At 64.9% G+C, this 14,189-nt stretch carries 11 protein-coding genes; 9 read left to right on the top strand and 2 right to left on the bottom strand.

The window, feature by feature from the left end; genetic code table 11:
• Positions 1-12 precede the first annotated feature (12 nt).
• Positions 13-2,094, top strand: coding sequence for an EAL domain-containing protein (locus VGG89_00515; GenBank protein HEY1975010.1), 2,082 nt, complete (start codon positions 13-15; stop codon positions 2,092-2,094).
• Here VGG89_00515 and VGG89_00520 read toward each other — a convergent pair.
• Positions 2,091-4,532, bottom strand: a complete 2,442-nt coding sequence (locus VGG89_00520; protein ID HEY1975011.1) for a M1 family aminopeptidase — start codon at positions 4,530-4,532, stop codon at positions 2,091-2,093. The two genes, VGG89_00515 and VGG89_00520, sit on opposite strands and share 4 nt — an antisense overlap.
• 16 nt (positions 4,533-4,548) lie before the next feature.
• Positions 4,549-6,000, bottom strand: coding sequence for a retropepsin-like aspartic protease (locus VGG89_00525; protein HEY1975012.1), 1,452 nt, complete (start codon positions 5,998-6,000; stop codon positions 4,549-4,551).
• Positions 6,001-6,004: 4 nt separating this feature from the next.
• Here VGG89_00525 and VGG89_00530 point away from each other — a divergent pair, with 4 nt between their 5' ends.
• The 8 genes from VGG89_00530 to VGG89_00565 are packed head-to-tail and all read left to right on the top strand — an operon-like array spanning position 6,005 to position 14,179.
• Entirely contained in the window at positions 6,005-6,301 is a 297-nt protein-coding gene (locus VGG89_00530; protein HEY1975013.1) for a hypothetical protein, read from the top strand.
• Between the two features lie 4 nt (positions 6,302-6,305).
• Entirely contained in the window at positions 6,306-7,274 is a 969-nt protein-coding gene (locus VGG89_00535; protein HEY1975014.1) for an ABC transporter ATP-binding protein, read from the top strand.
• On the top strand, positions 7,271-8,743 hold the full coding sequence (nagZ, locus tag VGG89_00540) for a beta-N-acetylhexosaminidase (GenBank protein ID HEY1975015.1): 1,473 nt from the start codon (positions 7,271-7,273) through the stop codon (positions 8,741-8,743). The genes VGG89_00535 and nagZ overlap by 4 nt, the downstream gene beginning before the upstream one ends.
• Complete coding sequence (locus tag VGG89_00545) at positions 8,736-9,743, top strand: serine hydrolase domain-containing protein (protein HEY1975016.1); 1,008 nt, start codon at positions 8,736-8,738, stop codon at positions 9,741-9,743. Before nagZ ends, VGG89_00545 begins: the two co-directional genes overlap by 8 nt.
• Positions 9,740-10,891, top strand: a complete 1,152-nt coding sequence (locus VGG89_00550) for an anhydro-N-acetylmuramic acid kinase (protein ID HEY1975017.1) — start codon at positions 9,740-9,742, stop codon at positions 10,889-10,891. The genes VGG89_00545 and VGG89_00550 overlap by 4 nt, the downstream gene beginning before the upstream one ends.
• Positions 10,888-11,793, top strand: a complete 906-nt coding sequence (locus VGG89_00555) for a BadF/BadG/BcrA/BcrD ATPase family protein (GenBank protein ID HEY1975018.1) — start codon at positions 10,888-10,890, stop codon at positions 11,791-11,793. The genes VGG89_00550 and VGG89_00555 overlap by 4 nt, the downstream gene beginning before the upstream one ends.
• Entirely contained in the window at positions 11,790-12,671 is an 882-nt protein-coding gene (gene murQ / locus VGG89_00560; GenBank protein ID HEY1975019.1) for an N-acetylmuramic acid 6-phosphate etherase, read from the top strand. The genes VGG89_00555 and murQ overlap by 4 nt, the downstream gene beginning before the upstream one ends.
• Complete coding sequence (locus VGG89_00565) at positions 12,668-14,179, top strand: DUF4127 family protein (GenBank protein ID HEY1975020.1); 1,512 nt, start codon at positions 12,668-12,670, stop codon at positions 14,177-14,179. The genes murQ and VGG89_00565 overlap by 4 nt, the downstream gene beginning before the upstream one ends.
• The last annotated feature ends 10 nt before the right edge of the window (positions 14,180-14,189 follow it).

The raw sequence follows: 14,189 nt of genomic DNA on the forward strand, positions 1-14,189 counted from the left end.
TCGCGGCTGAGGGTGCTTTGCGTCGACGATTCTCCCGACGACGCCGAGCTCAACGTGCTCGCGCTTACGCGGCACGGCTTCGACAGCGATACCAAGCGCGTCGACAAGCGTGAAGACGCGCAAGGCGTCTTGCTCGACGAGCAGTGGGACTTGATCCTGTGCGACTATTCGATGCCGTCGTTCTCGGCGATCGCGATGCTGGAGCTGATCAAAGAACTCAACGTGGACATTCCCTGCCTGATTGTCTCCGGAGCGGTCGGCGAAGAGGCGGCGGTCGAAACGATCCGGCTTGGCGCCTACGACTACATCTTCAAGAACAATCTCAAACGGCTGGGACCGGCCGCCGAACGCGCGCTGCGCGATTCGGAGCTGCGCCGCGCGCGGGCGCTGATGGAAGTGCAGCTGCGCGAACGCGAGACGCGCTTGCGACTGCTGTTCGAACAACTCCCGGCCCTAGTGATCTCGTGCGATACCAGCCTTACCGTGACCTCGGTGGAAGGAGCGCAGCTCCAGTCGGTGCCCGACGCGCCCGAGACGTTGATCGGAACGCACGTCGCCAGCTCGGCGCTGCTGGCGGACGAATCGCGTTTCCCGATCCGTCACGCGCATTTGCAGGCGCTCCAAGGCGGTGCGGCCGAGTACGAAATGATTTGGGGCGGCAAGACGTTCCGCGCGCACGTCGAGCCGCTGCGCGACATCGACGGGCGTATCGTGGGGACGATCGCGGTTGCGTTCGACATCACCGAACGCAAGATCGCCGAACAGCGTTTGGCGTACTTCGCCCAGTACGATCCGCTGACTGACCTTCCTAACCGCGCGCTGCTCGAAGACCGGTTGACGCAGGCAATGGGTATGGCGCGCCGCCATTCGGGCATCCTGGCGCTCGTGACGACCGACATCGATCATTTCAAAGAGGTCAACGATCTCTACGGAACCAGCAACGGTGACGAGGTGTTGCGTCTCATGGCCAGCCGCATGCGCCGAATGGTCGACGGCGGTGCGACGGTATCGCGCGTCGGCGACGACGAGTTCGCGATTCTTTTGGTCGACGTCCAGAACGGCGGCGACGCCAACACGTTCGTCGAGCGGCTGCACGGATCGTTCGAATCGCCGTTCATCATCGGCGATAACGAGATTTACCTCACCGCGAGCAGCGGCATCAGTCTCTATCCCGACGACGGTCACGACACGTACACGCTGGTGCGCTCGTCCGAAGCCGCCATGCTGGCGGCCAAACAAGCCGGCGGAAAAGGCTGGCGTTCGTTCGTGCCGACGATGATCGCGTCGTCGTCGGAGCGCTTGGCGCTCAAGCGCGATTTGCGGGTCGCCCCGTCATCGGGACAGCTCGTGCTGCACTATCAGCCGATCTTCCGTTCGCAGGACCTCGTCTTTGCCGGATTCGAGGCGCTCGTGCGCTGGCAGCACCCCACGTTGGGATTGCTGGGCCCCGATCACTTCATCGGTTTGGCCGAGGAAACCGGCGCGATCGACGAACTGGGCGCCTGGGTCTTGCGCGACGTCTGCCGGCAGCTCGGCGAATGGGATGCGCGAGGCATTAACGTGCCGCGGGTCTGCGTCAATATCTCGGCGCGACAGTTCGAGCGTCCGGGCTTGAGAGAGACGATCGCTTCGGCGCTGCGCGATAGCTCCGTGGCGCCGACGCGGATCGAGCTCGAGCTGACGGAATCGTCGATCATGCGCGACATTACGAGCGGCATCGCGCTGCTCAACGAATTTAAAGCGCTGGGCGTACGTCTGTCCGTCGACGACTTCGGGACCGGCTATACGAGCCTGAGCTATCTGCGGCGTTTCCCCATCGACACGCTGAAGATCGATCAGAGTTTTCTGCGCGATATGTTACCCGGTTCGCAAGACGAAGCGATCGTCAAAGCGATCGTGACGCTGTCGGAGAATCTCGGCCTGACGTCGATTGCCGAGGGCATCGAGTCGCGCCTGACGCTCGAACACATTCGCGCGATCGGCGCGCACGAGGTCCAGGGGTATTTCCTGGGCGAGCCGGTTGCGGTCGACGAGGCCATCATCCACGTCAGCGAAGTGCACGCCTCGCGCCACGTGAAAACGCTAACGTCTTAGGACGAAGGCTCTCGTAGTATCCGAGCTGCAGCCTGAGCGGCATCTTTCACGAGGACTTGCGAATCGGTCTTCTGCACGTGTTCCAGCGTTTCGACCGCGGAACGGTCACCGAGGAGCCCGAGGGCTCGGGCTGACGCAATGCGCATTCCGCTGATCGGATCGTTTTGCACCAACTGCAGTAACGTGGGCAACGCCTCCGCCGGATTGTCTGAGGACTTTGCCACCTGGGCGAGGGCGATTGCAGCTGCGGCGCGTTCTTGGTCTTGGATGCCGTAGCGGGTTCGGTCGCGCAGTAACGGCAGCGCGCGCACGTCGCCGTACTCCGCTAGCCCGCGGATCGCCCCAACGGCGATCGCTTGCCACAACGAATCACGGTCGAGCGCCGAAACAAGCAGATCGTAGGCGCCGCCGGCGTGCAGCGATCCGATCGCGGTGAGGGCCGCGGCAGCGACAGTGGGATCGTTGTCGTTGGTCAATGCACGGAGCGCCGTCAGCGTCGCGGGCGTAGCGGCAGTACCTAGCTGCGGAGCGGCTCGTTCGGCGGCTAGACGCACGCGGACATCGGGATCGTCAAACGCGTGCGCGACGGCGTCATCATCCCTAAATGTGGCGGCGACCGACACGGCATCCGCACGGAGGCCGTAAAACGCGTCGTTAGCCGCGGCGAGATGGACTGCGGTCTCGGCTTCCTCGCGATCGCGAGGCGTACTTTTGGCGGCGAAGGCAGCAAGTTGATTCAGGGCGCGTTCGCGATCGCCGACGTGTTTAGCGTGCCGGAGCTGATAGACGAGTTCGGGGATCGGCTTTTTAAACGACAGTTCACACAACACGTTGTCGTTCGGGTCGAACAACACCATATGGGGACGCGACGTCACGCCGGCGAGGGTAACGATCTGATGATTCGTGCTCGCAATGAAGGACCGTGCGATGATGCGACCGTCAACGTGTGCTTCGACGACGACTGGTACGCGATAGGGCTTCCCGCCAATGTTTTGCTGGCTGACATCGAGAGTGAGCGAACGCGTTAAAGGCTCGTACCGGTCGGTGACGACAAAGTGAGGATAGTCGCTTCGGTAGAACCACTGCGTTTGGAACCAAGTGAGATCGGTGTGTAGGCTCCTATCGATCGAATCAAAAAACTGGTGCGTGTCGGCGTTGCGGTAAGTGTATTCGCGCAGATAGTTGCGCAAAGCGCCGAAAAACCTCCGATCGCCAAACATGACGCGCAGCATATGTAGGATTTCCGCGGGACGCTCGTGACCGCTGGCGTCGAACAGATCAAGTGGATCGGCGTAATAATAGTCGACGATAGGGCGCAGATACTGCCGTGTCTCCTCGAAATACTGCTGCTGGGCTTTATAGCGCGCGTATTCGAAGGCTGCCTCGCCGTAGCGATGCTGGGTCCATAGCTCGTCGTAGTAGGTAGCGAAGCCCTCGTTGATCCACGCATTTGACCAATCGGCCATCGTAACGTCGTCGCCCCACCAATTTTGAGCCAGCTCGTGTGAAACGACGAAATCACAGGAACTCTCGACGTCTGCTACTGCGGGATGTAAAGCAAGCGCGGTTATCAGCGCTGCCGATTCGTCCTCCATTCCGCCAAAATCGTATCGTTCGGCCGTGGTCTGATCGTACTTTGCGAAGGGATAATCGATGCCGATCAGGTGGTTGTAAAAGGCAACCATGTTTTTGGTCGAGCCGAAGCATAGGGCGTTTAAGTCCGCGTAGGGCGGCTGGACGAACGAATCGACGTCGAAGCGGCCGAGCGCGGTGTGATGCTTTATGAGCGGCCCGGCAGCGAAAGCGATAAGGTACGTCGATTTGGGCTGTGGCGATCGCCAGTTCCAAGTCTCGCTGCTTGCCGTCGTACGGTGCGCTTTCAGGTAACCGTTAGCGACCACTGTCCAGCCGCGCGGGACCGTGACGGTAAGCTCGCTCGGCGTCTTTTGGTTTGGTTCGTCCCATGTGGGAAACCAGCGCCGGTTGTCGGTCGGCTCGCCTTGTGTCCAAATCTCCGGCGTTATCTTCGGGTAGCCGCTATCGGGCAGTATGAAGAAGAGTCCGCGCTGCGGTCTGGCACGGTAGACGAACTCAATGACCATGGGCGTCCCGGCAGCCACGGGGTGCGCAACGTTTACGGTTACGCGTTGTTCGGTGCCATCGACCGTAATTGCCGCTACGTTCCCGTTTACCGTCACGCGCTCGTATTCAATGCCGGCCGAGTCGAAAGGAAGGCTACGCAAAGCGGTGTATTTCGGGCGCAGGACGACGATCTCGTCGCCATAAATGGTGCGCCTCGCGATATCGAAGTGTAGCCGAATTCGTGTATCGTCGAAGCGATAGGGCGCATACACGGTGCGATGATAGGCGGCTTCGCCGTTTCCGAGTGCCCGCACCGTACCGAGGAGCAGTATTGAAGACACTAAGGCAAGTGTCACACGAGTCATATACAGGTCAGGCGTGCGGTATTAAGTGCAGTTCCGCGGCGCTGTAATCGAGGTCGACGTCAAACTGCTGCAAGAACGCGGCACCGAGGTGGCCGAAGGCGGTGCCGACGAGCGTCTGTGTCGTTCCGATCGTTTGCGGGCCGGTGGTATAGGTGCCGACCGTAACTTGCGGAATGCTGCCGAGCATTTCGACCGACGAGGCACCGATGCCGCGCACCGTGCGTTGAGCCGTGATCGTAAAGAGCGACGGGTGCTTGGAGTAAAAATCGTACGCGAGATTGATATTCGACTCGTCACCCGTGTCGACGAGCAAACGCGTGTCGACGTTGCCGAGCCGCACTTTGACCACCGGCACGAAGTTTTCGAAGGAAATAGGCACCGTGATCGGCGCGGAAGCGGGTACGGCGCCGAAGCGGATCGTGCGCGCATTTCCGTCGATCTGCACGTTCGTGGCGGCGAGCACGTCGGTCCCGATGACCACGTCGTAGCCGTAGGTGTGGATGTCGTTGAGCACGAGGTAGTACCCTTCGGGAAAGCTCGCATTTCCAATCGCCAGCGGCCCCGCTCGAACGACTTGCGTCGAGTAATCGCCGAGGCCGCGCACGGTGTGCTCGCCGACCACCGGCGCGTCCAATCGCGCCGCGAGTTCGGTGCTCATCGAAATGCCCGAGTTTCCGGTGTCGAGCAGGCAGCGGATCGCCACGCCGCCGACGGTGCACGGAAAGACGGGTGTGACGTGCGAGGGATCGAGCGGCACCGCCTGCGGCGCCCCCGAAAACATCGGCACCATGCCGTGCGGCGCGCGAAACGGCGACGTTACGGGCGTGCGGTCGTCGTAGCGCTCGAGCGTCGTGCCGTTGTGCATCACTTCGAAGGGAAGCGTATAGCCGTTGACGCGGCGGTAATCGCGGTATTCGAACGTGTCCTCGCCGTTGACGTCGCGCGCGTATCGAATCAGGTGAGTCTGCGGATCGACGTAGACCCGTAGAGGTATCGCCTGCCTATCGACGACGAAGACGGTTCGGAACCGCTTGCCGTTGATCGTCGCGGTGCCGCCGTCGATCAGGCGGCCGCCGTGGGATGTAAACGCCGGTGACAGAAAGTCGAGAGATGCGAGGATGCGAAGCGAGCGAAGATACGGCTCCGGCTCCGACGATTGCGGAAGCGCGGTGTCGTTGACGTTGACCGTAAAGAGATGCTCGCCATCGAAGTACGTTCCGTCGCAAAGCTCGCCGTTGCAGCGGCTCAAGGTGAACGGGATGCCTTGGCTCTCGCTCGAGACGGTGTTGATCGCGCCGTTGAACGATAGGCGCGAGATCGAGACGAAGTGCGCGCTCCACACGGGTCCGGCGGCGGTCCGCATGGCCTCTAGGAGCGGTCCGATCGCCGAGCGCGGCGCCGCTCCCAGCGTTGAAGCGGCCAGCGCGAAGAGCAAGACGACACGTACGGCGAAGGGCATCACCATGGAGTTCGAGTTGCTCGATAGCTATCTTCTCGACGGCAAGCCCGATAAGGCCGAAGTCGTGAGGCGGCTGCTAAAGTCACCAAGTCAAGTCGAAGGCGCGTCGCCTTTCTACGAAGGCATGCGGCTTCTCGGCAAGCGCACTCCGGAGTTGAGCTTGATCGCGCTGCGGCTGGTTTTGGCCGGAAAGCGCGCCGACGACGCCGCCGTTACCGAATTGCGGGCGGTCGCCGAGCGCGCCCGCGGCGGCCAAGCGCAAGCGCGCGAGGAATACCGCGTCATCCTTGGAGCGGCATAAGCCCGTGACCGCCCTCTCGGCGCGCGATCTTGTCGTTTCATACGGATCTAAACGCGCTCTCGACGGCGTTTCAATTGAAGTTTCTTTGAGAAAGACCCTGGCGATCGTGGGGCCATCGGCCGCGGGAAAGTCGACCTTACTGCGCGTCTTGGCGGGTCTGCTGCGTCCGCAGTCGGGCGACGTGATGGTGCGCGGAAGGAGCGTCGCGGCACTGTCGCCGCAAGAGCGGCGGATGGCCCTGGTCTTTCAAGACGACGCGCTGTTCGATAACATGACGGTGCGTGGGAATCTGCGCTTCGCGCTGCGCAACGGCCATCGCAACGAACCCGAGCGCGTGGAAGAAACGGCGCGCGCGCTGCATGTCGGCGCGACGCTCGACCGGCGCCCGCGCGAACTGTCGGGCGGCGAGCGCCAACGCGCGTCGATCGCCCGCGCGATGCTCTCCGATCCCGAGGTGCTGCTCTTGGACGAGCCGCTCGCGCACCTCGATCCGGCACTGCGAAGGTCGGTTCGCGACGAAGTCATCGGCGTGCGCGAACGTTTTGCGGGACCGATCGTCTACGTGACGCACGACCACGCCGAGGCGATGAGCGTGGGAGACGAACTCGCGGTCCTCATCGATGGGCGCATCGAAGATACCGGCGATCCGCAACGCGTGTACGACGCACCGCGGACCGTCGCGGTCGCACGCTTCTTAGGCGATCGGCCGATGAACCTGCTCGAGGACGGCGAGTTTCTTGTGGGTATTCGGCCCGAGCGCGTGGCGATCGTTGCCGGTGGTGCGCTGCGCGGCACCGTGCTTCGCACCGAATCGACCGGTGCCGACGCGTACGTGCTCGTGTCGACGCCTCGCGGCGAGCTCACGGCGCGCGTTGCGGCATCGCACGCGCCGCGAACGGGCGACGCGGTCGACGTCGATCTTCCCGACGCTTTCGTTCGGCGCTTCTCCAAGGAATCGGGGACGGCCGGATGACCCTAACCACCACCGATCTCGCGCGCGGCATTATCGCGAGCGGTTTCGACAACGCGCGCATCGACGAGCTGCCGCGCTTCGGCGGCTATCTGCTGTTCGCCGGCAACGGCGAAGAGATCGAGGGCGTGCGCGCGGTTACCGACGTGCTGCGTGAACGGCACGAAGGCGACGTGCCGCCGATTGTCGCGATCGATCAAGAGGGCGGCCGCGTCGCGCGCCTTCGGGAAGGCGTCGAGCCGATGCCGTCGATGATGTCGCTCGGTGCGGCCGGAGATCTCGATCTGGCGCAGCGCGCCGGCGAGCAAATTGCGTTCGACCTTCGGCGCGCGGGCTGCACGCTCGATTTCGCTCCGGTGTTGGATCTAGCGCTGGAGCCGGAGAACCTCGTTATCGGAACGCGATCGTTCGGCAGCGACCCGCGCGCGGTCGCCGCGCTTGCGGAACGCGTCGCGCGCGGCATGCGGGCGAGCGGCATTCTCCCGTGTTACAAGCATTTTCCGGGACACGGCTCGACGCACGTCGATTCGCACGTCGCGCTGCCGGTTGTCGACGCCAGCGAAGCAACCCTGCGCGCGCGCGATTTCGCGCCTTTCGAAGCTTTGGCGAAAGAGGCGCCCGCAATGATGGCCGCGCACGTCGTGTTACGCGCGCTCGATGCCGGCGCGCCCGCGTCGCTCTCGCCGCGCGTCGGCGTCGCACTGCTGCGCGGCGAGTTCGGCTTCGGCGGCGCGTATCTTACCGATTGCTTGGAAATGGCCGCTGTCTCCGGCGAAGGGAAGACCGTCGACGCGTCGGTCGTTGCGTTGAGCGCGGGGGCCGATTTGCTGCTCTTTAGCCACCAGCCGGACGTCGCTGCCGAAAGTGCGATCGCGATCGTAAAAGCCGTTGAAAGCGGAAGCGTTGCGCGTTCGCGCCTCGAGGACGCCTACGAGCGCATCATGGTCTTGCGACGGGCGGGGCAGCCGCCGTTGCCGCTCGATGCGTATGCGCCGCATCCCGGCGTGGGACGCGAGATCGCACGGCGTGCCGTGACCGTCGTTCGCGGCGTCGCGCACGCGGACCCGACGGCGTCTTACGTCGTCGATTTTGGCGGCGGACGCCCGTCGCTTCGCCGAGAGGCGCCGGTATTGGAAGAATGCGTGCTGCCGATCGATCCGCAAGAATCAGACGTCGCCCAAGCGCTCGCGGCCGCGGAGCGGAGCCGCCGCCGGCCGATCGTGCTCGCGCGCCGGGCGCACATGCACCCAGCACAAGCGAGCGCGATCGATCGCATCGTCGCGCGTTTTGCGGACGCACTCGTGATCTCGATGCTCGAACCGTACGATTTGCGCTGCTTCGGTGACGCGCGCCACGTACTAGCCGCCTACGGTGACGACGCTGCCGCAATCGGCGGTTTGGCCGATGTGATCTTCGGCGGCATCATGGCGCAGGGAACGCTTCCCGTGGAGTACGCGACTGCGGTTGGCTGACGCGGTTTCGAACGTCGACGCGGTGCTTCGAGCCGCAACCGGAAAAGCGTTCACGGGGGCCGTCGCGCGTATCGAGCGGAGAGGAAGCCCCATTTTCGAACGCGCATACGGAACGACGCGCCTGGACGAGTCGTCGCGTCCGGTGTACGTCGACACGCGCTTCGATCTGGCATCGCTCACCAAGCTGTTCGTCGCGACGCTCGCGCTGCGGCTGGTTGCACGTGGTGCGCCGCTCGACGCGCCGGTGCTTCACGACGGTGTGACGCTGCGCATGCTGCTCGCGCACACGTCGGGAATGAACTCGGGCGCGGACTACCGGACGATTCTGGGCGAGAACGTCGAGCGCTATGCGCTCGAGCGCGAGCTCATTGCGGCTCCGGGCGAGCGCGTCGTCTACAGCGACCTCGGCTTCATCGCGCTCGGCGTCGTCATCGAGCGGGCAGCGGGAAAGTCGCTTGCGACACTGGCCCAGGAGACGTTTGCGTCCGCGACGCTCGGGTTTCGTCCGCGTGCGGACGAGCGCGGTTGGATTCCGGCGACCGAAGAAGACGGCTGGCGCGGAAGAGTGCAGGGCATGGTGCACGATGAAAAGGCCTATCTGATGGGCGGAACAGCAGGCCACGCCGGTTTGTTCGGCACCGCAGCCGACGTCGCGCGGCTGACCGAAGGGTTTTTGGGATCGCTGCACGGACGGCCCGAGACGCTGCTTCCGGTCGAGATCGTGCGCGAAGCGGTGCGCGAGCAAGCCTACGATCCCGTATTGCGCCGCGGCTTGGGCTGGGCCCTCAAAACGAGCGATACGAATTCGTGCGGCGCGGCGATGGACGCGACGAGCTTCGGGCACACGGGCTTCGTCGGTACGTGCGTTTGGGCCGACCCCGTACGCGACGTGTCCGGCGTGTTGTTGACCAATAGCGTCTATTTCGGCCGCAACGATACACGCGATCTGCGCGCGGCGTTTTACGAAGCGGCCATGGACGTCGCGGACCGGTTGGGATGAGAGCGATTGGGCTTATGAGCGGAACGTCGCTCGACGGCATCGATGCCGCTCTCGTCGAGATTGCGCCGCGCGGCGACGGCTACGCGCTGGAACTCGTGCGTTTCGTCACCGTACCGTTCGATCCGGAGCTGCGCCGTGCGCTGGTCGCGGCGCTTCCACCGAACGAGGGAAGCGTCTCGCTCGTCGCGGCCCTTCACCGCGCGCTCGGCGAAGCGTTTGCTGCGACCGCGGCGGCGGTCGCCGCCGGCGACCGCGTCGCCTTCGTTGCGTCGCACGGGCAAACGGTGTGGCACGACGGCGAGCGGCACGTGACGTTGCAGCTCGGCGATGCGTTCGTCATTCGAGAAGCCGTGGGCGCGACGGTCTGTTACGATTTTCGCAGTGCGGACTGCGCCGCGGGCGGACACGGCGCGCCGCTGGTTCCGTACGTCGACGAACTGCTCTTCGGTGATTCGAGCGAGGATCGCGTGGCGCTCAATATCGGTGGAATCGCGAATCTGACGGTGCTGCCGCACGACGGACCGGCATGGGCCTTCGACACGGGGCCCGGTACCATGCTCGTCGACGCGTTCGTTCGCGACCGCTCCCGCGGAGCGTCGGCATACGACGCCGGCGGTGCATTAGCGGCAGCGGGATCGATCGATCAACCGCTGCTCGAAGCGATGCTTTCCGACGACTACTTTCACTTCCCGCCGCCAAAAACGACGGGCCGGGAACGCTTTGGAGCGCAGTTTCTCACGCGTCACGGCGATCGGCTCGCACGGTTGAGCGGCGAGGACGGCTCGGCAACCTTGACCGAGTTGACGGCGATAACCATCGCGCGGGCGATCGAGGCGGCGGGTATGGCTGCGGCACGGACGATCGTTAGCGGCGGCGGCACGCGCAACGCGACGATGTTCGCCCGCCTATCGGAGCGGCTCCCGCACGCGCGCGTCGAACTCTCCGACGCGATGGGCATTCCGGCGGATGCAAAAGAAGCGATGTTCTTTGCGTTGCTTGGCTACGAAACGCTGCGCGGCCGCGTCGCGAACTTGCCGCGTGCGACCGGCGCGGATCGCGCCGTTGCGCTAGGAGCAATCGCGCCGTTCGACCTGAAGACCTTGCTCGGCGAAGTCGAGAGCGAGCTGCGCGCCGGAACGATCGCGTGATCGCCGTCGGCGTCGACGCGGGCGGGAGCCACACGGTCGCCGTGGCGATGCGCGACGGCGAGCTGCTCCGTGCGGCCACCGGGCGCGCTGCCAGCGTGACGATCGGGGGAATCGAACGCGCCGCCGCCGCGATCGGCGATACGATCGCCGCGGCTACCGGATCCGCGTCGCCCGACGCCGTCGTCGTCGGCGTCGCGGGAGCCGGAACGGAGCGCACGGCGAGCGCATTGCTTGCAGCATTAACGGCGCGATTTCCGCACTCGCGAATCGAAGTGACCGACGACGCACACGTCGCTTTGCGGGCCGCAGTCCCCGCCGGCGACGGCGTGGCACTCATCGCCGGAACCGGTTCGATCGCCTATGCGGAGGTTAGCGGCACTATTTTTCGCGCAGGCGGCTTCGGGTATCTCGTCGGAGACGAGGGATCCGGCTTCATGATCGGAGCGGCGGCGGTTCGCGTCGCGCTCAAAGCGGCGGAAGGACGCGCGCCGAGCGATGCGCTGACGCAAGCCGTGCTCGCGCGTATCGGCGCCGCGCACGCGCGCGAGGCGGTGGCGTCGCTCTACTCCGCCGATTCCCCGGTCGCCAACGTCGCGTCGTTCGCCGCACTGGTTTTGGAACAGGCCGGCGCCGGCGAGCGCAGCGCGGTCAAAATCGTTCAGGCCGCCGCACTCGATCTGTTCGATCTCGTGCGCTCGATTTGCCGGATTGCTTCGATCGGCAGCGCCAAAGAGACGCCGCTCGCACTCTGCGGCGGCTTGCTCGGCAAAAACTCGATGCTGACCTATCTGCTCGAAACGCGCGTCGCCAACGAGTTGCCGCATCTCGCCATCCTGAAGAACCCGGCCGCGCCGCATTTCGGCGCGCTGGCACAGGCTCGCGCGTTAGCCGGCGACGGATGAAAGATCTTCCCCCTACCGAGGCCGTCAATCCGCACAGCGCGGGCCTCGACACGATGGCGACGCACGAGATGGTAGAACTGCTTGCGCGCGAACACCGTGCCGCCGTCGACGCCGTCGCAGCCGCTGCGCCGGCGTTAGCGCTCGCGGTCGACGGCATCGTGCGGCGGCTGGAGTCCGGCGGACGTCTGCATTACTTCGGCGCCGGCAGCAGCGGCCGAATCGGTGTTCTCGATGCGTCGGAGATGCCGCCCACCTTCGGTACCGATCCGGCAACGGTCTGCGCGCACATTGCCGGCGGATCCCAAGCGCTCACGCGTGCGGTCGAAGGCGCCGAGGACGATGCTGCGGCCGGTGCCGCGGCAGCGCAAGCCTGTGCGAGCGCGGGTGACGCGGTGGTCGGCCTTTCGGCCAGCGGCGGCGCACCGTACGTCGTCGGTGCCGTCGAGCGCGCTCGCGAGCTCGGTGCGTTTACGATCGGCATTGCCGGCGTCGAAGATTCGGCGTTGACGCGCGCTGCCGAAGTATCGATCCTCTTGACGACCGGACCCGAAGCGCTGGCCGGATCGACGCGCCTAAAAGCCGGTACCGCACAGAAGATCGCGCTCAACACGCTGTCGACGGCCGTCATGGTGCGTTTGGGAAAGGTCTACGACAACTTGATGGTCGACGTCGTCGCCGGCAACGTCAAGCTGCGCGCGCGAGCGATTCGGTTGGTGCGCCACCTGACCGGCGCCGACGAAGAGCGCGCGCGCGAACTGTTGTCGATGGCGAACGGAAGGGTCAAAGTAGCGGCCATTATCGGGCGGCGCAACGTCGGCGCGCAAGAGGCCGTCGCATTGTTGGAACGACACCGCGGTTCGCTGCGGGCCGCGCTTTGATCGCCGTTACCCTGCTTGCGTCGATCGCCTTCGTAGCGCTCGACGATCGCCCCGTCACGGCGGACCTTCCCGTCATGCTAGGCCGGATCGCCGGCGTGCGCGTCGAGACGCCGCCGCCGGCGCTGCTCGGGCATTACTTGATACCAGGACAACCCGATGCGATCGTCGTTTGGCTAAACCGGCGCGCGGCCGACAAGGACACGCGTGCGTTCGTCGTGTCGAGCGACATGCTCGCGTACGGCGGACTGCTCGCATCGCGCGTACCCGGCGCGTCGTACGCCGACGCGTACTTCCGGCTCAAAGAGCTGGCGCATCTGCGCGCCGAGCGACCGGACGCGTGGATCGCGACGTTCGGCACGGTGATGCGGCTGGCGCCGACCGGCGTGCCGTCGACCGCGGCGTACTTCGCACCCTATCCCGCATGGAGCTATCTGCAGCAGTACGCAAATCTGCACGATCCGCCGCTGCCGAGCGAAGCCGCGCGCGCCGCGCACCTGCGCTCGCTGATCGGCGACCAAACGCTCCAAGCCTATCTTGCAACGCGCGGCCGAAACGTGGAAGTCGACCGACTGTTACTGGGGATGGCCGGTGACGGCACGATCGACAGCCTCGTGCTCGGACAAGACGACGCCGGTCCGGTGGGACTGCACGTTAAGGAAGTGACCTGGCTGCAATCGGTGGTCGCGCAGAATCCGTCGATGGCGCAGCGTGCCGCCATCGAGCCGGGCGCCGACGAACTCGGCATGGCGCTGGTGGCGCACGCGATTGCGCGCGAAGCGCACTGGGTGCCGCACGTCGCGGTTACCTACTCGACGCCAAACGGCGCGTCGTTTCAAGATCCGCTGGAGTTCGCCCCGATCTCGGCGGCCGTCGACGGCCTCGTGCGGCTCTGCGGCGGCGTGCTCGACGATAACCACCCCGACCTCACGCTGTTCGTGCGCGTGCCGCATACGACCGCCGAACAGGACGACGCGTTTGCCGGCGCGATGGCTGCCGACGTCAACGCGGGCGGCAGCGTCGCGCTCGCCGATCTTTCGTATCTCGCGTCCTACGCTTCGCAAGCGGCGTTCGCGCAGCGCATTCTCTCCTCGGGCACTGCGGCCAAGATCGACGCATACGCGTCGTGGAACACCAACGCCAACACGGTCGGCACGGCGCTGGCCGAAGCGGTGGCAGCCGGTGCCGGACGGCGGATGCACACGTACGACGCGCTGGCGCATCGTACGTTTACGTTCGTCCGATTCGTCGACGACTACGCGTATCACGACTTCGTCCGTCCCAATCTCAACGCCGATCTCGACGCGCAAGGCGTGACCGATCACACGCTGCTGCCGGCGCTAACCGCCGCGTCCTCGGCCGAGCGCGACCGATCGTTACTCTGGAATCGCGCGGATACGATCCTCGCGCAGCTCTATCCGGGCTACCATATCGCCGCGCTTTCGATCGGCCTTCCGTGGGACCGGACCTTCGAAACGTCGGTTGACGTAGGTATCGCGCCCAACCTGTAGGAACGGTCGC

The sequence above is a fragment of the Candidatus Baltobacteraceae bacterium genome (assembly GCA_036488875.1).
In the GTDB taxonomy this organism is placed as follows: Bacteria; Vulcanimicrobiota; Vulcanimicrobiia; order Vulcanimicrobiales; family Vulcanimicrobiaceae; genus JAFAHZ01.